Below are 20827 nucleotides of genomic sequence, written 5' to 3'. Positions count from 1 at the left end.
GCCCGCCGCTCGCGAGAGGAAACCCATGGCCTCGGTCACCTACGAGCACACCAGCTGCGTCTACGGCGGCGCCGAACGACCCGCGGTGGACGGTCTGGAGCTGCAGATCGAGGACGGCGAGTTCCTGGTCCTCGTCGGCCCGTCGGGCTGCGGCAAGTCGACGTCGCTGCGGATGCTCGCCGGCCTGGAGGACGTCACCGACGGGCGCATCCTCATCGGCGACCGCGACGTCACCGAGGTGCCGCCCAAGGACCGCGACATCGCGATGGTGTTCCAGAACTACGCGCTGTACCCGCACATGACCGTCGCGGACAACATGGGCTTCGCCCTCAAGATGGCGGGCATGGGCAAGGCCGAGATCGCCGAGCGGGTGCGGGAGGCGGCGAAGCTGCTGGACCTCGAGCCCTACCTCGACCGCAAGCCCAAGGCGCTGTCGGGCGGGCAGCGGCAGCGGGTGGCGATGGGCCGGGCGATCGTCCGGCAGCCGCAGGTGTTCCTCATGGACGAGCCGTTGTCCAACCTCGACGCGAAGCTCCGCGTGCAGACCCGCACCCAGATCGCCGCCCTCCAGCGGCGGCTGGGCATCACCACCGTCTACGTCACCCACGACCAGATCGAGGCGATGACGATGGGCGACCGGGTGGCGGTGCTCAAGGACGGGCTGCTCATGCAGGTGGGCCGGCCGCGCGAGCTCTACGACCGGCCGGCCAACGTCTTCGTGGCCGGGTTCATCGGCTCGCCCGCCATGAACCTGTTCCCGCTACCGGTCGTCGACGGTGGCGTCCACTTCGGCGACGAGGTGCACCCGGTGGACCGGGAGGTGCTCGGCGCGACGTCGGAGCCGGTGGTGACCCTGGGTGTACGGCCGGAGGACCTGGAGATCGCCGGTCACGGGCTCCCGGTCGAGGTCGACGTCGTCGAGGAGCTCGGCGCCGACGCCTACGTCTACGGCCGGACGACCGCCGGGGGCGAGGAACAGCTGATCACCGCCCGCGTCGACGGGCGTACCCCGCCGCGGAAGGGCGAGCTGCTGCGCGTGCGCCCCCGCCCCGGCCACGTGCACCTGTTCGACGGGCGCACCGGCGCCCGGCTGGGCGGCTGAGACCCCCGACCGGCGGCCCGGACGCGGGTCGCCGGTCGGGCCCGCCGTGCGCGGGGGAGAAGGGGTGGCGGACGCTCCCTAGACTCGTGGGGTCCCCGGGAGGCGGGGGAACGCGAGCGAGGAGAGTGCATGGCCGTCCGAGCCATCCGGGGCGCGACCCAGGTCGACGCCGACGACCGGGAGCAGGTGCTCGAGGCGACCCGCGAGCTGGTGGCCGCCGTCCTCGACCGCAACGGGCTCGAGCACGACGACGTGATCAGCATCCTGTTCACCGCCACCCCCGACCTCGTCTCGGAGTTCCCCGCGCTGGCCGCCCGCGAGCTCGGCATGGGCGGCGTGCCGCTCATGTGCGCCACCGAGATCGCCGTGCCCCACGCCCTGCCACGCGTGCTCCGCCTCATGGCGCACGTCGAGACGCCGAAGCCGCGGGCGGAGATCCAGCACGTCTACCTGCGCGGCGCCGTGGCGCTGCGGCGGGACATCGCGCAGTGACCGGGCCCGGCGACCGCGACCCCATGAACGAGCAGGCCCCACGACCGAGCAGGAGCACATGACCACCCCCCAGAGCCCCTTCCGCGGGGCGGTGACCCTCGACGGCCCGTCAGGGACCGGCAAGTCCAGCGTCGCCCGCGGCGTCGCCGCCCGGCTGGGCGCGGCCTACCTGGACACCGGCGCGATGTACCGCGCGGCCACCGTCGCGGTGCTCGACGCCGGCATCGATCCCGACGATGCCGAGGCCGTGGCCCGCACCGTCGCCGAGGCGCGGATCGTCGTGGGCACCGAGGCCGCGACGGAGCGGGTCGAGGTCGGCGGTGTCGACGTCGCCGCACGCATCCGCGGCGCCGAGGTGACCCGGACGGTGTCGGCGGTCTCCGCCGTGCCCGCCGTCCGCAGGCAGCTGGTCGACCAGCAGCGCGCCCTGGTGGCCGGGGCCGACGTCGTGGTGGTCGAGGGCCGCGACATCGGCACCGTGGTGCTGCCCGACGCCACGCTGAAGATCTACCTGACGGCCGCACCGGAGGTGCGCGCGCAGCGGCGCGCGAGGCAGCTGGGCCTCAGCGACCCGGCGGAGATCGCGGCGCTCGCCGCCGACCTGCGCCGCCGCGACGAGTACGACAGCAGCCGGGCCGACAGCCCGCTGCGCCCGGCCGCGGACGCCGTCGTCGTCGACAGCAGCGAGCTCTCCCAGGCCCAGGTCGTCGACCGCATCGTGGCGCTGGCCGAGTCCGGCGTCGGCGCGGGGCAGCGGACGTGACCGAGCAGGAGGGCGGGCCGCTCCCGGTCGTGGCCATCGTCGGCCGGCCCAACGTGGGCAAGTCGACGCTGGTCAACCGCATCCTCGGCCGCCGTGCCGCCGTCGTGCAGGACACCCCGGGCGTGACCCGGGACCGCATCGCCTACGAGGCGCTGTGGAACGGCAAGCGGTTCACCGTGGTGGACACCGGCGGGTGGGACCCGAGGGCAGCCGGCCTGGGGGCCTCCATCACCCGGCAGGCCGAGTACGCCATGAAGACCGCCGACGTCATCGTCCTCGTCGTCGACAGCCAGGTGGGGGCCACCGAGACCGACCTGGCGGCCGCCCGGGTGCTCCGGCGCAGCGACCGGCCGGTGATCCTCGTGGCCAACAAGGTCGACGACGAGCGCAGCGAGGCCAACGCCGCCGAGCTGTGGAGCCTCGGCGTGGGCGAGCCCCAGGCGGTCAGCGCGCTGCACGGCCGGGCGAGCGGCGACCTGCTCGACCTGATCCTCGACGCGCTGCCCGAGGCGCCGCGCGAGGAGGAGGAGGAGGGCGGGCCCCGCCGCGTGGCGCTGGTCGGCCGGCCCAACGTGGGCAAGTCCAGCCTCATCAACCGGCTGGCCAAGGAGGAGCGCTCGGTCGTCGACTCCGTCGCCGGGACCACGGTCGACCCGGTCGACTCGATCGTCACGCTCGGCGGCGAGGAGTGGCGGTTCGTCGACACCGCCGGGCTCCGCCGGAAGGTCAACACCGCCAGCGGCATGGAGTACTACGCCAGCCTGCGCACCGAGGCGGCGATCCAGGCCGCCGAGGTCGCCGTCGTGCTGCTCGCCGCCGACGAGGTGATCAGCGAGCAGGACCAGCGGGTGATCAGCCAGGTCGTCGAGGCCGGCCGGGCGCTCGTCGTCGCGATCAACAAGTGGGACACCCTCGACGAGGACCGGCACTACCAGCTGGAGAAGGAGATCGAGCGGGAGCTCGCCCGGGTCAAGTGGGCCACGCGGGTCAACATCTCCGCCGCCACCGGCCGCGGCGTCAGCAAGCTCGCCGACCACCTGCGGGCGGCCCTGGCCTCCTGGGAGACCCGGGTGCCCACCGCCGAGCTCAACACCTTCGTGCGGGCGCTGGTGCAGGAGACCCCGCCGCCGGCGCGCGGCGGCCGGGCCCCGAAGATCAAGTACGTCACGCAGGCCGACATCCGGCCCCCGCGGTTCGTCGTCTTCTCCACCGGCTTCCTGGAGGCGGGCTACCGCCGGTTCCTGGAGCGCAAGCTGCGCGAGCAGTTCGGCTTCCACGGCACGCCCATCGAGATCTCGGTGAAGGTCCGCGAGGGGCGGGACAAGGACGGCAAGCGCGGCTGACCACCGTCACGGCGCCGGTGGGACGTGCGGTAATCTTCCGGGGCGGTCGTCGCGCGGCCCGGGAACTCCGGGCAGGCGGTCGGCACGCGGGCTGTAGCGCAGCTTGGTAGCGCACTTGACTGGGGGTCAAGGGGTCGCAGGTTCAAATCCTGTCAGCCCGACAGTGAACCGCAGGTCAGAGGCGGGTCGACCATGAGGTCGGCCCGCCTCTGACGTGTTCCGGGCGACCAGTGCAGCAACGGGTTGCTGCACTGCCTTCGGCGAAGCCGCTGCGTGGCCGGGTGTGCATCCGGCTCAGGTGCGGGGCGCTCGTGAGAGGCGCCCCGAGATGGCCGGCCGTCCGCGAGCCGGGGTGCTTCTCGCCGGCGCAGACCTGGCACGCCTGACGGTCGTCCTCCAGCGTCCGTCACGGCCGCGAGGAGTCGTCACCCGACGTGCTCGCGGCCATCTGCCTCGCGCTCGGACCGGTCCTGCCTGAGCTCCTCGGAACGGTGCCGTGGGAGCTGGCCACCCGCCGGCCGCGGCTGGAGGTCCGCTGCCGGGGTGTCGACCTGGCTGCCTGATCGTCGCGATCACCTCGTGGCGAAACCGGTCGCCGCTCACGACGGCTGCGTCCTGGCGTCACGGCCATGGAGCTCCGTCAACTGCTTCCGGGACTGCACCTCCTGCCGCTGGGCACCGGCAACGCCTACCTGTGGCGCGCTGCCGAAGGAGCCACCCTCATCGACACCGGCCCGCCGGGGAGCGGCCCGGCGATCCGAGCCGCGCTGCACCACCTCGGCGTACCGCCCGAGGAGCTGCACCAGATCGTGCTGACCCGCCTCCACGACGACCACGCCGGCTCCGCGGCGTGTCCAGGTCGAGGACCGGCAGCCGCTGGGCTCACCGTTCGGCGATCGATCAGCGGGGCAGGGCGGGCTGGTCGGGCCTGTCTCGTGCGAGCAGGTGGTCGACGACGTGGCGGGCGTCGGCACCGACACCCCCGAGCAGGTGGGAGGTGATCGAGCGCTGGTAGGGCAGCCCGACCGCGTACAGGCCGGGGCAGTCGTCGACGACCCCGCCGCGGTGCCGCAGCCGGCCGTCAGGATCGAGGACGTCGAGGTGCAGCCAGCTGTAGTCGGGGCGGAAGCCGGTGGCCCAGACGACCGCGGTGACGGCGAGGGTGCGACCGTCGGCGAGCAGTGGCATCCCGTCACAGGTGCCGGTGACCCGAGGGTGGCGCTGCACGCCCGCGGTCGCCAGCTGCTCGGGGCGGATGCGGCCGAGGGGGTCGCCGTGCCCACCCAGTCCGCGTCGGGCGAGGGCGGCGCCGAGGCGGCCGAGGCGCTGGAGGACCTGGAAGGTCCACGGCCCCAGGTGAGGAATGTGCCCGACGTCGCGTCCGGCCAGATGTACGGTGCGCTGCTCCCTGGGGTCGGTCGCCACATCGAGGGCGATCTCGGCCCCGGAATTGCCCGCTCCCACCACCAGGACCGCCCCGGCCGGCAGCTGAGCGGGACGGCGGTAGTGCGCCGCGTGGACCTGGACCAATTCCTTGTCCAGGTGAGCGGCGAAGGCCGGGACGAACGGTCTGTGGTGCGCGCCGGTAGCGATGACGACGTTGCCGGCCCGCCAGCGTCCACGGTCGGTGGAGACCACGAACTCCGCACCTGCGCGGTGCACGGCCTGCACTCGGGTGCCCAGCCGCACCGGTAGCTCGAAGTGCTCGGCGTAGCGGGCCAGGTAGTCAGCCACCGCATCCTTGGTCGGATGGTCGGAGCGCCGGCCGGGAAAGGGCAGGCCCGGCAGCGAATCGAAGCCGACCGGGGTGAACAGGCGCAGCGAGTCCCACCGCTCCCGCCAACTGTCGCCCACCGCCTCGGCGGCGTCGAGGAGGACGACGTCGTGGCCACGGCGGGTCAGGTGGTAGCCCACGGCCAGGCCGGCCTGGCCGGCGCCGACGACCACGGTCTGCACGACACGGTCGTCCGCCGTCGCAGCCATGCCCGCTCCCCTCGGCCCCGGTTGTTGACGCCAGGGTATACATATCTGCGTCTACAGTGGTGGGGTGGACGTCGTGGCCGGCACGCCCTCGGGGCGCAGGCTTCCGCGCGCCGAGCGGCGAGAGCAGATCCTCGCGGCGGCCACGAGGGCGTTCAGCGCCGCCGGTTTCGAGGACACCGCCCTGGACGGCGTGGCCGCCGAGGCAGGAATCAGCCGGGCCATCCTCTACCGGCACTTCGAGTCCAAGGCCGACCTCTACCGGGCGGTGCTGGAACGCGCGCGGGCACGGCTGCAGGCGGCCGTGGGCGACCCGCCCTACACCGAGCGGATCATCGACGACCTGCTCACCGCCGCGGCCGGCGATCCCGACGGGTTCCGGCTGCTGTTCCACCACGCGGCGCGGGAGCCGGCCTTCCGCGCCGAGGTCGACGTGTTCACCGCCGAGATGACCGCCACGGCGCACGACCACCTCGCCCCCTCCATCCCCGATCCGGCGTGGGCCCAGTGGGCTGCACGGCTGGCCCCGACGGTCACGATCGCCGCCGTGTTGACCTGGCTGGACGCCGGCCGACCCGAGCCGGCCGGGGCCGCCGCTCGACTGCGCCAGGCAGTCCAGGGCATCAGCTCCGCCGCGGGCGCCGAGCCGGTCCGCGCCCCTCGTCACTAGCGGACGCCTCGCGGGGCTGCCCGAGGCCGTCGGGCGGCCCCATCGAGCCCCGCGGGCGCCCCTCAGCAGCTTCGGAGGTCACCGCGGGCGATCTCCTTGGCTGTACGAGGGGCACACGGCCGGACCGCCGGATTCGCCGACGACCGCCTTCGCCGTGGCAGCGGCGGTCGGGCCACCGGCTTCCGCACCCGACCACTCCTGGCTCCACGTAGCCGGTGCCCTCGGTGCACCGGGCAGACCAGCCCGCCGCCGGGCATCAGCCGGGTCCCGGGCTGCCCTTGCTCGGCTTCCCCTCTACCGGCACCGGGACCCACCGGCCGGCGGGTCGCACGGCGCCGGCAGCTGGCCGCGCGCCCCCTGCCGATCGGGCGATGAGTTCCGCCGGCGGGCGGGGTCTGCACCACCATGACCACGATGATCACCACCCGCAGGCTCGACACGCCTGAGGCATCGCTCGCCTACGACGTCCGCGGTCCGCTGCCGACGGCGGACGGACGGCCCCCGCTGTTCCTCATCGGCGCACCCATGGACGCCAGCGGCTTCGGCACGCTCGCGGGCCACTTCGCCGACCGCACGGTCATCACCTACGACCCGCGCGGACTCGGCCGCAGCACGCGCACCGACGGGCGGACCACGCACACCCCCCAGCAGCACGCCGACGACGTCCACCGCATCATCGAGGCGGTCGGTGGGCCGGTCGAGATGTTCGCCAGCAGCGGGGGAGCGGTCACGGCGCTGGCCCTCGTCGCCGCGCATCCGGGGGACGTCACGACGCTCGTCGCGCACGAGCCGCCGCTGCTGTCGGTCCTCCCGGACGCAGATCGCGCGATCGCCGCCACCCGCGCGGTGCAGGCGGTCTACGAGGCCAAGGGCTGGGGGCACGGCATGGCGGCCTTCATCGCGCTCAGCTCATGGCAGGGCGAGTTCAGCGACGACTTCCCGGCCACCGCGGCGCCGGACCCGGCGGCCTTCGGCTTCCCTGCCGACGACGACGGTTCGCGCGGCGATCCTCTCCTGTCGCACGACTCCGACGCGATCACCGCCTTCCGGCCCGACGTCACGGCGCTGACGGCGGCACCGACCCGGGTCGTCGTCGCCGCCGGCATCGAGTCGCAGGACACCCTCACCTGGCGCACCGCAGTCTCGACCGCCCAGGCGCTGGGTCAGGAGATCACCGTCTTCCCGAGCAACCACGGTGGGTTCCTCGGCGGCGAGTTCGGCCAGCACGGCCAGCCGGAGGCGTTCGCCGCGCGGCTGCGCGAGGTCCTCGACGCGCGCTGACGCGTTCGCCCGGCGCTCCGGCAGCTCGACGGGCCCGGTCAGCTAGCGCTGCACGGTGCGGCCGGTCGCCGGGACGCTCGCCTCCGGCGAGGCGGAGGCGAGCGGCTCGATCTCGAGGATCCGGGTCTCGCTACCGTCTTCTGCTCCGGCCGTCCGCAGTCGACGCCGCACCGACTTCGGGCACGATGCCCGCGTCGTCGACCACCGGTACCCACCGATCGCGCCAACAGGAGACCGGAAGGCTCGACGTCTGCAACGGGCACGCGCTGGGCCGGGAGCGATGCGGCAATCCCCACCGCAAGCCGGCAGTGGTGCTGCACGGTGACCCCGGCTCGGGCAGGCGCCCGGCCATGCGCCGACGATTCGATCCGGTTCGCCAGCGGGTGGTGCCGTTCGACCGACGCCGGCCGCAGGGCACCTGCTGGGCTCAGTTGAGCCGCTCGGTCAGGTGGACCTCGACGTCGTCTCCGTCGTCCTTGCCGATGGCCGTGCGGATCGGAGCAGCCACCGGGAGCTTGTGGGTGCCGTCTCCCAGGGCCATGAAGGCTCCGGTGAACGGGTGCCCGTCGACGGTGCCGGCAACCTTGACCAGGCCACGGGTCCCGAAGATCCGTGCTGACTCCGGCAGCTGGACACAGGTCCAGGTGTCTGACGGTCGGACCTTGCCCAGCCGGGCCGTGAACGTGATGTCCAGGGGGCGGGGATCTGCCATGTGAGTGCTCCTTCGCGCTGCTGGGCGGGGCTGCGGGGCTTACCGGAGCTCGCTCTGGTCGGCGTCCTCGAGGTAGACCAGCCCGTTGCCGTCGGGGTCGGTGAAGGAGAACATCGCCGGGACCCCTTCCATCCGCACCAGCTCCTCGTTGTGCAGGGTCGCGCCGGCCTCGCGGACCCTGTCGTGGGCCCGTCGGGCATCGGAGGTGCCCAGCCGGATCGCGATCGGGATCGTGCTGTCGGGGGGGAGGAGCACCAGGGCGACACTCGAGCCCGGCGGGGCGACCTCGATCATCCGCGCGCCCGGCCACACCTCCACGTCGGTGCGGAGCTCGCAGCCCAGCACTTCGGTGTAGAAGCGCAGCGCCGCGTCCTGGTCAGCCACCGGAACGGAGACACTCAGCACTCTCGTCGTCATCGTCATACCGCCTCAGACGCCGCCTCGACCGGAAACTCATCGCCCGGGCGGTCGTCCCGCACGAGGGAGCTCTGACGGGAACGGTGCAGGGCAGGCAGTGCGCCGTGCGGGGGCCGTCCGGTACTCCCCGTCCGGTGGCCGTTCTCGTCGGGGGTGCCGACCGGGACGCCTCCCGCGGGATGGCCGTGCTCGTGGCGGTGACCGGGGTGGCGTCCGGCACGGCCCGGTGCGCGGTGGCCATGGGGGCACCCAGGGCCCCGGCGATTCGGTCGATGCGCGCGGGCCGCCGGGCCGGAGGTGGGGCAACGACGATCGCTCCGGCGTCGTGCACCGCCGCCGGGATGGCAGGGGCACTGCTGTCGCTGAGGGCTGGGGCGCGTGCTGGGCCGCCAGCCGGTCAGCCGCCTCGCCGCGTGAACAACGTGTCCGGTCGCTACGCCGAGGAGACGTGCGCTGCCCCGTGGACCAACGCATGGCCAGTGAGGAGATGCAGAGCGTCGACGCGACGGGTCAACGGGTCGCGTGTTCACGTCCTGTCAGCCCGACAGAGCACGGCCGTGTCCGAGAGATCCGGGGCGGCCGTTCCGGGCGTCGTCAGATCAGAGCGCAGCTGTGCCGGGGCGCGTCAGCCCCAGGGCACGCTCGAGGACCCGGAACCGGTAGGCCGCGCTCAGCACGAGGAACCACAGCACCAGGGCCGGCAGCACGGTGAAGAACACCGGGTCGGCGGCGCCCGTGAGGCCGAAGTAGTCGCTGACCGCGGGGACGAACAGGCCGCCGGTGAACACCGCGGCGAGCACGGCGACGAGGACGGCCGGGCGCTTGTCGCCGTCCGGTCGCGTCCAGGCGGCGAACCACCGGTTCGGTGGCTTGAGGAAGAGGATGAGCAGGAACGCGGCGAACGAGACGAAGGTGGAGAGCGCGGTCTGGGCCCCGATCGTGGCCGCCGCCTCGGCGAACCCGACGTCGTCGGAGGAGAGGCCGGTGTAGCGCTCGAACGCGGCGAGCACCTCCGCAGGTGTGCCGGTGCGGCTCAGCCCCTCGAACAGGAAGGTGTAGTGGTAGGCGTAGAGCGCGACGCCGCCGGCGGCCGTCACCACCGCCGCCGGGACGACGAACCGCCCGAGGTTCGGGAGCAGCTCCGGATCCGGCGCCGTGGGCCGCGCCCATGCGGTGAGGAAGAGCGTCGGGACGCCGACGGTGAGCAGCGTCAGCCCGACGTTCGCCGGTGAGTAGGGGAATCCCAGGCCGAGCATCGTCACAGCGAGGATGACCAGGCCCTGCGTGGCGACCCGGGACAGGAAGACCTGCATCGAGGTCCCGATGCCGTCGATGATCCGCCGCCCCTCGCGCTGGGCGGGCAGCAGCGACCCCAGGGAGTCCTCGGTCAGCACGATGTCGGCGACGTCCCGGGCGACGGCGCTGCCGCTGCCCATCGCCACACCCACGTGCGCCCGCTTGAGAGCCCGGGCGTCGTTGACCCCGTCGCCGATCATGGCGACGTAGCGCCCCTGCCGGCGCAGCGCGTCGACCAGCCGCTCCTTCTGCTCGGGCGCGATGCGGCCGAACACCGTCGCCCGGACGGCCAGCCGGTCCAGTTCCGCGTCGGTCATCCCGTCGAGCTCCGTGCCGGTGACCGGCACCCCGGCGTCCAGCCCGGCCTGCCGCGCCAGGGCCGCGACCGTCCGGGCGTCGTCGCCGGACACCACCTTGAGGTCGATCCCGCCGCCGGCGAACCGGGCGATCGTCTCCGGGACGTCCGGGCGCAGCTCGTCGGCGAGGGACACGAGGGCGACCGGCTCGAGGGCGGGGAGGCGGGGGCGCCCCGCGTCGTCCCGGAGCGGCGCGTCCGCGGCGGCGCGGGCGACGACCAGGACCCGGAGCCCCTGGTCGGTCCGCGCGCTGACCGCCTCGGCGAGCAGCGGTCCGGAGAGGTGGGGGGCCAGGCGGTCCGGCGCGCCGAGGACGTGCACGCCGTCGTCGGTGCGCACGGCGCTCCACCGCAGCGACGACGAGAAGGGGATCTCCTCGTGCACCGTCCACGCCCGGCCGGGCAGGGAGCCGGCGAGCGCGGTGGTGGTCAGGTTGGGCGCCGCTGTGCTGCGCGCCAGGGAGCCGACCAGCTCCCCGGCCGCCGCGGGGTCGAGCGTGCCCACCGGGTGCACCTCCGCGAGAGCCAGCCGGCCGGTCGTCAGGGTGCCGGTCTTGTCGGTGCAGACGACGTCGACGTGGCTGACCGACTCGACGGCGTTGGTCTGCTGCACGAGGGCGCCCCGCCCGCTGCTCCGGGCCGCGCCGACGGTGTAGGCGACGGCCACGAGGAAGAACAGCCCGTACGGGACCAGGCCGGAGAGCACTGCGGTGGTCTGCACCACCCGGACCAGCGAGAGGCCCTCCAGCGCGGCCTGGAACAGGATGGTGGCGCTCATCAGGGCGACCAGCAGCATCACCAGCCGGACCACGAACTCGATGCGCAGCTGCAGGGGTGTCCGGTCGGTGGTGGACCGGCGGGCGTCGGCGGTCAGCCGGCCGGCGTAGCTGGCGGCGCCTACGTCACGCGCGAGCTGGTACCCCTCGCCGCCGACGCAGGAGCTGCCCGACAGGAGGTCGTCCCCGGGCCCCTTCTGCAGCGGCTCGGACTCCCCGGTCAGCAGGGACTCGTCGACGTCCACCCGGCCACCGTCGAGGACCGGCCCGTCGACGACGAGCTGGTCGCCGGGGCGGACGTGGACGACGTCGCCGCGCACGACCTCCTCCGGCGGCACCTCAGTGTGCGTGCCGTCGCGGACGACGGTCACCAGGGTGCGGTGCAGCAGCTGGAGCCGGTCGAGCTTCCGCCTGGCCCGGATCTCCTGCGCGGCGCTGATCGTTGCGTTGACCAGACCGAGACCGACGCTGGTGAAGGCGTCGCTGTACCGGCCGAGGGCGAGCAGCGCCGCGCCGATGACGAACAGGATCACGTTGAAGAACGAGAAGACGTTGGTGCGGAGGATCTGCGCGTAGCCGCGGGACGACGCGCGGACGCTGACGTTGCCCTCGCCGCGCCGTCGCCGGGCCTCGGCCTCCCGCCGGCTCAGTCCCACCGCCGCGTTCCCGCCCACCGCGGAGCCCGACTGCTGCACGTCCATCCGGCTTCCTCCGACCCGGGCCCGACCGGGTGAGCGGGGCCACCCCGGAGTCTGCCGGGCGCGGCTGGCGGTCGCCCGCGCACACGCGGACCTCCCAGCAACCGCACAGGCGGCGCCGCTCCGGCGGCGGCGCCGACGCGGCCGGCGTGCCGCACGGCCGGCGTGCCGCACGGCCGGCGTGCCGCACGGCCGGGCAACCGTTATGCCCAACATCCTTTCGACAGAGAAGGACACTGCCGAACCTCGCAGCAACGCCGGAGAGGGGCGGTGTCAGGTCCCCGTGATGCGGCGGCACTCGGGGCAGGGGTCGGCCGAGCCCAGGCCCCGGGGTCCGTTCCACTTCCCCTGGACGACGCCGACCGAAGCCCCGCAGACCGCGGCCCAGGGGGCGGGCAGGTCCGCCGTCGCGGCGAGGACGGCGTGCGCCCGCCCGGTCTGCTGGTCGCGGCCGGCCGCGTGGTCGCTGCTCATGGCGACCAGCATGCGTGCCGTGCGTGCGGCCGGGGGGAGGGGGTAGCCCCGCAGGCATGGCCACCGCGCGCGACACCACCGGCCGGCGCTCCCGGCGGATGCCCGACCGGGCGACCGGGCTGCTGTACGGGCTCGGCTTCGGCGGGTTCGTCGACGGCATCGTGCTGCACCAGATCCTGCAGTGGCACCACATGGTGAGCGCCGTGGAGGAGCCGACGACGCTCGCCGCCCTGGAGGTGAACACGCTGGCCGACGGCCTCTTCCACGCCGCCACCTGGGTGCTCGCCTTCGCCGGCACGATCACCGCCCTGGTGGCCTGGCGGCAGGACCGGCTGGCACCCAGCTGGGGCTTCCACCTCGGCCTCGTGCTCGTCGGGTGGGGCATCTTCAACTTGGTCGAGGGCCTGATCAACCACCAGCTCCTCGGCATCCACCACGTGAGGGACGACCTCGGTGGCCCGTTGAGCTGGGACCTGGCGTTCCTGGCGTCGGGGGTGCTGCTGATCGCCGGTGGATGGCTGCTGCACCGTCGCGGTGTTCGCCGCCTCGCCTCCCGCCCCGGGGCCCGGGACGCCTGAGGCGGTCGACCGCTGCCGGGGGTCTTGTCCGCCCCCCACCGTCCGGGGCAGGCTGTGACGCACGACACATCCAGCACCAGGAGGCATCGTGGCAGCCCACGCAGCACATCCGGTCCCCGTCCGCGGCGCCGACGGCTGAGGTGCGGTTGATGGGCAAGGACATCCCCCCGGCTCCCGCTCCCCGCCCGGCGGCGCTGGTGCGCAACGTGGCGCTGGTGGGCCGGGCGGGGGCCGGCAAGACGACGTTGGCCGAGGCGCTCCTCGCGGCCACCGGGGCCGTGCCGCGCGCCGGGCGGGTGGAGGAGGGGACCACCTGCCTGGACACCGAGGAGGTGGAGGTCCGCCAGCAGCGGTCGGTCGCGCTCGGCGTGGCCGCCGTCGAGCACGACGGCCACCGGATCACCCTCCTCGACACCCCGGGTTCCCCCGACTTCGTCGGCGAGCTGCGGGCGGGGCTGCGGGCCGCGGACTCGGCGCTCTTCGTGGTCTCGGCCGTGAGCGGGGTGGACGCCGGCACCGTGCAGCTGTGGGAGGAGTGCGCCGCGGTCGGCATGCCGCGCGCGGTCGTGCTCACCCAGATCGACCGGCCGCGGGCCGACGTCGACGAGGCGGTGCGCCTCTGCCAGCTGATGCTGGGGGAGGGGGTCTTCCCCGTGCACCTGGTCGACCGCGGTCCCGACGGCGCCGCGCGCGGCCTGGTCTCGCTCCTGGAGCCGCACGTCGACGCGGCCCGGGCCGGCGACCACGACGCCGACCGCCTCCGCGCCGAGCTGATCGAGGGGATCATCGGCGAGAGCGAGGACGAGACGCTGATGGAGCGCTACCTCGCCGGCGACGAGCTCGCCGTCCCCGACCTGCTGGCCGACCTGGAGACGGCCGTCGCCCGCGGGCACTTCCACCCCGTCCTCTGCGCCGCGCCGCTCACCGGGGTCGGCGTCGACGAACTGCTGCAGCTCGTGGTGGCCGCCCTGCCCTCGCCGACCGAGCACGGGTGCCCGCCGGTCACCCGGCCCGACGGGTCACCCGCGCCGCCGCTGCACTGCGACCCCGACGGACCGCTCGTCGCCGAGGTGGTCCGCACGACCACCGATCCCTACGTCGGCCGGATCTCGCTGGTCCGTGTCTTCTCCGGCACCCTGCGGCCGGACGTCGCCGTGCACGTCTCGGGCCACGGGCTGGCCGAGCGGGGGCACCCCGATCACGACGCCGACGAGCGGATCGGCGTCCTCTCCGCGCCGCTGGGCGCCGCGTTGCGGCCGGTCGCGGCCTGCCCGGCCGGCGACGTCTGCGCGGTGAGCCGGCTGGCGACGGCGGAGACCGGCGACACGCTGAGCTCGCCGGAGGAGCCCCGGCTCGTCCTGCCGTGGGAGCTGCCGGTGCCGCAGTTGCCCGTGGCGGTGGAGGCCGCGTCGCGCGGCGACGAGGACCGGCTGGCCACGGCCCTGGCCCGGCTCGTCGCCGAGGACCCCACCGTCCGGCTGGAGCGGCGGGCCGACACCGGGCAGCTCCTGCTCTGGTGCGTGGGGGAGGCGCACGCCGAGGTGCTGCTGGAGCGGCTGCGCAGCCGCCACGGCGTCGCCGTCACCCCGGTACCGGTGCGGGTGCCGCTGGTGGAGACGCTCCGCGGCCCCGCCCGGGTGACCGGCCGGCACGTCAAGCAGTCCGGCGGGCACGGCCAGTACGCCGTCGTCGTCGTCGAGGGGGAGCCGGGGGAGCCGGGTTCCGGGATCGTCTTCGAGCAGCGCATCGTCGGTGGCACGGTGCCCGCCCAGTTCCACGCCAGCGTCGAGAAGGGCATCCGCGCGCAGGCCGCCCGCGGGGTGACCGGCGACCGGCCGCTCGTCGACGTCCGGGTGACCCTCGTCGACGGCAAGGCCCACTCGGTGGACTCCTCCGACGCCGCCTTCCAGGCCGCCGGCGCCCTGGCCGTGCGGGAGCTGGCGAACGCGGCGGGGACCCGGGTCCTGGAGCCGTGGTGCGAGGTCCGCGTCCGGGTGCCGGCCGAGTTCGTCGGCGCGGTGATGAGCGACCTGTCGTCCCGGCGGGCGCGGGTGACGGGTACGGAGGCCGACCCGGCCCGGGACCGGGCCACCGTGCACGCCGAGGTGCCCGAGGTCGAGCTGCTCGGCTACCCCGGCGTGCTGCGCTCGGTCACGCACGGCACCGGCGCCTTCGACCGCCGCCCGCTCCGGTACGAGCCGGCTCCCGCGGCCGTCGCCGTGCCGGCCTGAGGAGGCGCCGGTCACGGCGGATCCGCCGCGGCCCGGCGCGTCGCGGGGGGCGCGGAGTCCGTCCACTAGCCTCGGGCACGGTCGTGCTGGCACTGGAGGGAACGTGACGTCGTCGAACGGGCCGTCGGCTGCCGTACCCGTACCTCCGTCCCGGACGACGGCGGCCGCGCTGCCCGACCGCGAGGCCCTCCCGGATCGCGTCTGGACGCTCCCGAACGCGCTGTCGGTGCTGCGGCTGCTCGGCGTGCCGTTGTTCCTGTGGCTGCTGCTGGGGCCGGAGGAGGACGGCTGGGCCCTCGTGGTCCTCATGGTCTCCGGTTTCACCGACTGGCTCGACGGCAAGCTCGCCCGCTGGCTGAACCAGGGCAGCCGCCTGGGTGCGCTGCTGGACCCGGCCGCGGACCGGCTCTACATCGTCTCCACCCTCGTCGCGCTGGCGCTGCGGGACGTCGTGCCCGTGTGGCTGGTGGCGCTGCTGCTGGGCCGGGAGCTCGTCCTCGGCCTCATGCTCCTGCTCCTGCGGGCACACGGCTACCCGCCGCTGCAGGTGCACTACCTGGGCAAGGCGGCCACGCTGCTGCTGCTCTACGCGTTCCCGGTGCTGCTGCTCGCCGACGGCGACGGGCCGCTGGCCACCGTCGCCGCGCCGTTCGCCTGGGCGCTCACCATCTGGGGCACGGCGCTCTACCTGCTGGCCGGCGTCTTCTACGTGATCCAGGTCGTGGGACTGCTCGCCGCGGAGCGATCGTCGGCCACCAGGAGCTCACCGTGACCGGCCCGCGCCCGGGCGGTGGCGTCCGCTCGCTGGGCGCCTCCCTCCTCGACGACGTCCTCGCCGAGACCCTCGACCCCGCCTACGCCGACGCGGCCGCGCGCAAGGCCGGGGGAGAGGCGCCCCGGCGGGTCCGGGGGCGGGCCCTGGTCGCGCTCACGATGGCCGCCGCGGGCCTGCTGGCCGCGGTGACCTACGACCAGGCCGCGGCCAAGGCGCTGGGGCGGCAGGAGATCCGCGAGGCGCTGGTCAGCGACATCCAGGACGAGTCGGCCCTCAGCGACGACCTGACCGCGCGGCTCGAGGAGCTGCGCGCCCAGGTCAGCCGGACCAGCGACGAGCTGCTCGCCGCCACCGCGGTGGGGCAGCGGGCGCTGGACGCCCTCGCGCGGGCCGAGCAGGGCACCGCCGCCGTCGCCGTCACCGGGCCGGGGCTGCTCGTCACGCTGGCCAACGCCGAGCCCGAGGCCGACGACGACCCGCTCGCCGGGGACGCCGCGGACGCCCGGAACGTCCAGGTGGCCGACGGCGACCTGCAGCTGGTCGTGAACGCGCTCTGGGCCGCCGGCGCCGAGGCGATCAGCATCAACGGCCAGCGGCTCGGCCCCACCAGCGCCATCCGGTTCGCCGGCGAGGCCGTGCTCGTCGACTTCCGCCCGGTCACCAACCCGTACCGGGTCAGCGCCATCGGCGACCCCGACGCGCTGGCCAACGCCTTCCTCGCCAACCCCGAGGTGCGTGCGCTGGCCTCGTTCTCCGCGTCCGCGGGGTTGCGGTTCGAGTTCGCCAAGGAGGACGAGCTGTCCCTTCCGGCCGCCAACCCGCCGGAGCTGCGCTTCGCCGAGCCCGTCAGCCCCCGCCGGGTCACCGGCGCCGAGCCCAGCCCTGGAGGCTGACGACGTGATCCCGATCCTCGGCCTCGCCGCGGGCGTCCTGCTCGGTCTGCTCTTCGACCCGACCGTCCCGCTCTGGCTGCAGCCCTACCTCCCGATCGCCGTCGTGGCCGCCCTCGACGCGGTGTTCGGCGGCTTCCGGGCCCGGCTCGACGGCATCTTCGACGCCAAGGTGTTCGTGATCTCGTTCGTGTCCAACGTGGTGGTGGCTGCGCTCATCGTCTTCCTGGGCGACCAGCTCGGGGTGGGCGCGCAGCTGTCCACGGCCGTCGTCGTGGTCCTCGGCATCCGCATCTTCGGCAACGCGGCCGCCATCCGGCGGCACGTCTTCCGCGCGTGACCGGAGGCCGGGCACCCGACCCACCGGGACCCGCCGCGGGTCCGGTCGGCGCCGACGCCGCCGGCGTCGCCCCCGATCCGGCCGCTCGGCGCCGCCGCGATCGCCTCGCGGCGGCGCTCATCGGCGTGCTGACCCTCCTGCTCGGCTTCGCGCTCGCGGTCCAGGTGCGCAACGCCGACGAGGCGCAGATGCTGGCCGGCGCGCGCGAGGAGGACCTCGTGCGCATCCTCGACGAGCTCAACAGCCGGGAGGAGCGGCTGCGTGCCCAGCTGACGGAGCAGCGGGCGGCCCTGCGCGAGCTCAACGGCTCGGGCAGCCAGACCGGGGCCGCGTTGCAGGAGGCCCGCCGGCGCGCCGAGGCGCTCGGCATCCTGGGCGGCACGCTGCCGGCCCAGGGTCCCGGCATCGCCCTCTCCATCAGCGATCCCGCGGGAGCCGTCCGGGTGTCGGACCTCATCGACGTGATCCAGGAGCTGCGCGGGGCCGGCGCGGAGACGATGCAGGTCGACGACGTGCGCATCGGGCTGTCCAGCGCGGTCACCGGGACGACGGGCAACCTCCGTGTCGACGGCACACCGTTGCGCTCGCCGTACGAGTTCGTGGTCCTGGGCGACCCCCAGAGCATGGCGACGGCCATGAACATCCCCGGCGGGGTGGTGCAGCGCATCGAGCGGCGCGGCGGCCGGGTGGAGATCGCCCAGTCGCCCCAGCTCGTCGTGGACGCGTTGCGACCGCTGGACCGTCCTCAATACGCTTCGCCCGAGACCGGTGGCTGAGCCCGCCGTGCACGACCGCCAGCCGACCGCGTCAGCCAGGGAGACGACCAGCGCATGAGCACGCCCGACGACCGCCGCTACACCGACCAGCACGAGTGGGCGCTGGTGCAGGGGACCGACGGCACGTCCACCGTCGTCCGGGTCGGCATCACCGACCACGCCCAGGACGCCCTGGGGGACATCGTCTTCGTGCAGCTGCCCGAGGTGGGGGCCGAGGTGGTCCCCGGCACCCCGATCGGCGAGGTGGAGTCCACCAAGAGCGTCTCCGACGTCTACGCCCCGGTCGCCGGCGTCGTGGCGGCGGTCAACGACCGCCTCGCCGACGCCCCGGAGACCATCAACGCCGACCCGTACGGCGCCGGCTGGCTGATCGACATCGCCGTGCCGGGGGAGGGCGGCGACCCGATCGGCCAGCTGCTCGACGCCGACGCCTACCAGGCCGTGGTCGACGGCTCGTGACCGCCCCGCCGGGAGGCTGACTCCCGGCATCGATCACTATGATCGCGGTGGGGCTGGGAACAGCGGGGGACCTGCGGCGAACCCGCCCTCCGGCCCTGCCCGTCCGGTTGACCCTCGGGCCGACCGGCTGGTTCCATGACCCACGGTCCGCCGCCTCCGCGGCGGCCGACCCGCGGCGGGCCGCCCGGCCCGCCGTCCGCCGGCCGCCCGCGGCCAGTTCCAGGTCCGCGGCGGGCCCCTCGCACCGGAGGAGACGCAACGTGCACTGCACTCGATGTGGCCACGAGAACCCCGAGGGCAGTCGCTTCTGCGCGCAGTGCGGTGCGGCGCTCGCCCCCGAGCGCATCGGTGAGGCCACCAGCGTGATCCCCAAGGTCGGCGGTGAGGAGTCCGGCGAGCAGCCGGAGGTCACCGAGGCCGCGGACGCGCACGCGGGCGCCGTGGAGTCGCTGCCGGCGGGTTCCGCCCTGCTGGTGGTCAAGCGCGGCCCGAACGCCGGGAGCCGGTTCCTGCTCGACCAGGACGTCACCACCGCCGGTCGGCACCCCGACAGCGACATCTTCCTCGACGACGTCACCGTCAGCCGTCGGCACGTCGAGTTCCACCGCGAGGGCGGCGGCTTCTCGGTGCACGACGTCGGCAGCCTGAACGGCACCTACGTCAACCGCGAGCCCGTCGACGTCGCCACCCTCGCCGGTGGCGACGAGGTGCAGATCGGCAAGTTCCGCCTGGTGTACCTGACCGGCCCGCGTACGGGCGAGCCGGCCGCTCGCTAGTGCGCCGACCGGCGATCTTCCGCATGTGGGGACCGCGGACCGGGACTCCGACACGGTGTCCCGGGGAGAGAGGGGCGTGACCGCCGTGCCCGAGCGTGAACGTGCGCTCGGGGACGCCGGCGACCAGCACGCGCCACGCCTGACCATCGGCGAGGTGCTGGCGGTGCTGCGCGACGACTTCCCCGACGTGACGATCAGCAAGATCCGCTACCTCGAGTCCGAGGACCTGGTCCACCCGCAGCGGACGCCGTCGGGGTACCGCAAGTTCTCGCGGGCGGACGTCAGCCGGCTGCGGTACGTGCTGACCGCGCAGCGCGACCACTACCTGCCGCTGCGGGTGATCAAGGACCACCTGGACGCGCTGGACCGCGGTGAGCCGCTGCCCGGCACCGGTGGCGCGTCGGCGCCGCTGCCCCCTGCCTCGACCGAGGAGGGGGCGACGGCGCCGTTGACCGCCGAGCAGTTCGCCCGGGCCGCCGGGCTGGAGCCCGAGCAGCTCGCCGACTGCGTGCAGTTCGGCTTGCTGAGCACCGACGCCGACGGGCGGCACCCCGCCGCGGACCTCCCCATCGCCCGGGCGGCGGCGGGGCTGGCCCGGCACGGCATCGAGCCGCGGCACCTGCGCGTCTACCGCAGCGCCGTGGAGCGCGAGGCCGGGCTCGTCGAGCAGCTCGTGGCCCCCGTCCTGCGGGCGCGGTCGGAGGAGGCCCGGACGCGGGCCACCGAGAAGCTCCAGGAGCTCGCCGCGCTCTCCGCGCAGCTGCACACGGCCCTGCTCGAGACGCGCCTGCGCGACCTCCTGCGCCCCTGAGGGCGGCGTACCGTGGACGCCGTCCGCGCCCGACCGACGTCCCGGCAGTCGCCGGCCGCCTGTCCGTTCCGCCCGCCCGACCGCGGGCCGCAGCCGAGGGAGCAGCCATCGTGCAGGAGCTTCGAGTCGTCGGTGTCCGCGTCGAACTGCCCGGCAACCAGCCGATCCTGCTGTTGAAGGAGACGCAGGGCGAGCGCTACCTGCCGATCTGGATCGGCGCGGTCGAGGCAGCGGCGATCGCCTTCGAGCAGCAGGGCGTGCGTCCCGCCCGGCCGATGACCCACGACCTGCTCCGGGAGGTGGTGCGGGCCCTCGGCGCCGAGCTGGAGGCGGTCAACATCACCGAGATGCGCGACGGCATCTACATCGCCGAGCTGGTCTTCGGCGACGACCGGGTGGTCAGCGCCCGCCCCTCGGACGCCGTGGCGCTCGCCGTCCGGACCGGGGCGCCGATCTTCGGTGCCGAGGACCTGCTGGACGAGGTGGGCATCGAGATCCCCGACGAGCAGGAGGACGAGGTCGAGAAGTTCCGCGAGTTCCTCGACCAGATCTCGCCGGAGGACTTCGGCGCCGGCTCCGGGTCCGGCGGGTCGGCCTAGCCGGTCGACCCCGACCCGGCACCCGCGCGGGGGGTGGGCGCCACGTGGGCCTTCGGGACCTATCGGCAGGCCGGTGCCCGACCATCACCCGAAATGGTGCTGGTGTGACGACACGCCGCCCCGCTCAGTTGACCGGCCTCCGGGCCCGGCCTACCGTCAGCGAACGACAACGGTGTGACATCTGAGGTCCGGGTGCGAAGCCGTCGACCTGCCGCTCAGGTGGCGGGACAGAG

24 protein-coding genes and 1 tRNA gene are annotated in these 20827 nt (G+C 74.4%); 19 read left to right on the top strand and 6 right to left on the bottom strand.

Features of this window, described 5'->3' with window-relative positions; translation table 11 throughout:
* Positions 1-25: 25 nt before the first annotated feature.
* The 6 genes from ACI79S_RS13010 to ACI79S_RS12985 all read left to right on the top strand — a co-directional run bounded on the left by ACI79S_RS13010 (position 26) and on the right by ACI79S_RS12985 (position 4263).
* The gene (locus ACI79S_RS13010) at positions 26-1102 is read left to right on the top strand and encodes an ABC transporter ATP-binding protein (protein WP_456593852.1); all 1077 of its coding nucleotides are present in this window, start codon (positions 26-28) and stop codon (positions 1100-1102) included.
* Positions 1103-1231: 129 nt separating this feature from the next.
* A complete protein-coding gene (aroH, locus tag ACI79S_RS13005) occupies positions 1232-1594 on the top strand; it encodes a chorismate mutase (protein ID WP_456593851.1) in 363 nt (120 codons plus the stop codon).
* Between the two features lie 58 nt (positions 1595-1652).
* Positions 1653-2357 carry a (d)CMP kinase gene (gene cmk / locus ACI79S_RS13000; protein ID WP_456593850.1) on the top strand — a complete coding sequence of 235 codons (705 nt, stop codon included), beginning with the start codon at positions 1653-1655 and terminating at the stop codon, positions 2355-2357.
* Entirely contained in the window at positions 2354-3700 is a 1347-nt protein-coding gene (der, locus tag ACI79S_RS12995) for a ribosome biogenesis GTPase Der (RefSeq protein ID WP_456593849.1), read from the top strand. Before cmk ends, der begins: the two co-directional genes overlap by 4 nt.
* A gap of 87 nt (positions 3701-3787) precedes the next feature.
* Positions 3788-3861 (top strand) — tRNA-Pro (locus ACI79S_RS12990).
* Between the two features lie 273 nt (positions 3862-4134).
* Complete coding sequence (locus tag ACI79S_RS12985; RefSeq protein WP_456593848.1) at positions 4135-4263, top strand: hypothetical protein; 129 nt, start codon at positions 4135-4137, stop codon at positions 4261-4263.
* A 36-nt stretch (positions 4264-4299) separates the two neighbouring features.
* Here the strand turns inward: ACI79S_RS12985 and ACI79S_RS12980 are convergent, their stop codons facing one another.
* Positions 4300-4536, bottom strand: coding sequence for a hypothetical protein (locus ACI79S_RS12980; protein ID WP_456593863.1), 237 nt, complete (start codon positions 4534-4536; stop codon positions 4300-4302).
* On the opposite strand from ACI79S_RS12980, the gene ACI79S_RS12975 reads away from it, so the two are divergent.
* Positions 4423-4701, top strand: a complete 279-nt coding sequence (locus ACI79S_RS12975; RefSeq protein ID WP_456593862.1) for a hypothetical protein — start codon at positions 4423-4425, stop codon at positions 4699-4701. The two genes, ACI79S_RS12980 and ACI79S_RS12975, sit on opposite strands and share 114 nt — an antisense overlap.
* Here the strand turns inward: ACI79S_RS12975 and ACI79S_RS12970 are convergent.
* A complete protein-coding gene (locus tag ACI79S_RS12970) occupies positions 4601-5683 on the bottom strand; it encodes a flavin-containing monooxygenase (protein WP_456593847.1) in 1083 nt (360 codons plus the stop codon). The two genes, ACI79S_RS12975 and ACI79S_RS12970, sit on opposite strands and share 101 nt — an antisense overlap.
* 64 nt (positions 5684-5747) lie before the next feature.
* Here ACI79S_RS12970 and ACI79S_RS12965 point away from each other — a divergent pair, with 64 nt between their 5' ends.
* Both ACI79S_RS12965 and ACI79S_RS12960 read left to right on the top strand, forming a co-directional pair.
* The gene (locus tag ACI79S_RS12965) at positions 5748-6350 is read left to right on the top strand and encodes a TetR/AcrR family transcriptional regulator (protein ID WP_456593846.1); all 603 of its coding nucleotides are present in this window, start codon (positions 5748-5750) and stop codon (positions 6348-6350) included.
* Between the two features lie 405 nt (positions 6351-6755).
* Complete coding sequence (locus ACI79S_RS12960) at positions 6756-7631, top strand: alpha/beta fold hydrolase (protein WP_456593845.1); 876 nt, start codon at positions 6756-6758, stop codon at positions 7629-7631.
* A 427-nt stretch (positions 7632-8058) separates the two neighbouring features.
* Here ACI79S_RS12960 and ACI79S_RS12955 read toward each other — a convergent pair whose 3' ends face one another.
* From ACI79S_RS12955 to ACI79S_RS12940, 4 genes are all read right to left on the bottom strand, one after another.
* Entirely contained in the window at positions 8059-8343 is a 285-nt protein-coding gene (locus ACI79S_RS12955; protein WP_456593844.1) for a DUF1905 domain-containing protein, read from the bottom strand.
* Positions 8344-8382: 39 nt separating this feature from the next.
* A complete protein-coding gene (locus ACI79S_RS12950) occupies positions 8383-8760 on the bottom strand; it encodes a VOC family protein (protein ID WP_456593843.1) in 378 nt (125 codons plus the stop codon).
* Between the two features lie 599 nt (positions 8761-9359).
* Positions 9360-11888 (bottom strand): HAD-IC family P-type ATPase, encoded by a 2529-nt coding sequence (locus ACI79S_RS12945; RefSeq protein WP_456593842.1) that lies wholly within the window; start codon positions 11886-11888, stop codon positions 9360-9362.
* A gap of 270 nt (positions 11889-12158) precedes the next feature.
* Entirely contained in the window at positions 12159-12359 is a 201-nt protein-coding gene (locus tag ACI79S_RS12940) for a hypothetical protein (protein ID WP_456593841.1), read from the bottom strand.
* Between the two features lie 56 nt (positions 12360-12415).
* Between ACI79S_RS12940 and ACI79S_RS12935 the strand changes: the two genes are divergently transcribed.
* The 10 genes from ACI79S_RS12935 to ACI79S_RS12890 all read left to right on the top strand — a co-directional run bounded on the left by ACI79S_RS12935 (position 12416) and on the right by ACI79S_RS12890 (position 20594).
* Positions 12416-12937, top strand: a complete 522-nt coding sequence (locus tag ACI79S_RS12935) for a DUF2243 domain-containing protein (RefSeq protein WP_456593840.1) — start codon at positions 12416-12418, stop codon at positions 12935-12937.
* A 149-nt stretch (positions 12938-13086) separates the two neighbouring features.
* Positions 13087-15168, top strand: coding sequence for an elongation factor G-like protein EF-G2 (locus tag ACI79S_RS12930; RefSeq protein ID WP_456593839.1), 2082 nt, complete (start codon positions 13087-13089; stop codon positions 15166-15168).
* A gap of 103 nt (positions 15169-15271) precedes the next feature.
* Positions 15272-15940 (top strand): CDP-alcohol phosphatidyltransferase family protein, encoded by a 669-nt coding sequence (locus ACI79S_RS12925; RefSeq protein WP_456593838.1) that lies wholly within the window; start codon positions 15272-15274, stop codon positions 15938-15940.
* Positions 15937-16836 (top strand): DUF881 domain-containing protein, encoded by a 900-nt coding sequence (locus tag ACI79S_RS12920; RefSeq protein WP_456593837.1) that lies wholly within the window; start codon positions 15937-15939, stop codon positions 16834-16836. Before ACI79S_RS12925 ends, ACI79S_RS12920 begins: the two co-directional genes overlap by 4 nt.
* Before the next feature lie 4 nt (positions 16837-16840).
* Entirely contained in the window at positions 16841-17173 is a 333-nt protein-coding gene (locus ACI79S_RS12915) for a small basic family protein (protein WP_041775731.1), read from the top strand.
* The gene (locus ACI79S_RS12910; protein ID WP_456593836.1) at positions 17170-17949 is read left to right on the top strand and encodes a DUF881 domain-containing protein; all 780 of its coding nucleotides are present in this window, start codon (positions 17170-17172) and stop codon (positions 17947-17949) included. The genes ACI79S_RS12915 and ACI79S_RS12910 overlap by 4 nt, the downstream gene beginning before the upstream one ends.
* A gap of 54 nt (positions 17950-18003) precedes the next feature.
* A complete protein-coding gene (gene gcvH / locus ACI79S_RS12905) occupies positions 18004-18408 on the top strand; it encodes a glycine cleavage system protein GcvH (protein WP_456593835.1) in 405 nt (134 codons plus the stop codon).
* A gap of 260 nt (positions 18409-18668) precedes the next feature.
* On the top strand, positions 18669-19184 hold the full coding sequence (gene odhI, locus ACI79S_RS12900; RefSeq protein ID WP_456593834.1) for an oxoglutarate dehydrogenase inhibitor Odhl: 516 nt from the start codon (positions 18669-18671) through the stop codon (positions 19182-19184).
* A 76-nt stretch (positions 19185-19260) separates the two neighbouring features.
* Entirely contained in the window at positions 19261-19995 is a 735-nt protein-coding gene (gene ftsR / locus ACI79S_RS12895; RefSeq protein WP_456593833.1) for a transcriptional regulator FtsR, read from the top strand.
* 110 nt (positions 19996-20105) lie between these two features.
* The gene (locus ACI79S_RS12890) at positions 20106-20594 is read left to right on the top strand and encodes a bifunctional nuclease family protein (RefSeq protein WP_456593832.1); all 489 of its coding nucleotides are present in this window, start codon (positions 20106-20108) and stop codon (positions 20592-20594) included.
* Positions 20595-20827: the final 233 nt, after the last annotated feature.

This window comes from Blastococcus sp. SYSU DS1024, assembly GCF_054050795.1.
This window is presented reverse-complemented; position numbering and strand designations above follow the sequence as displayed.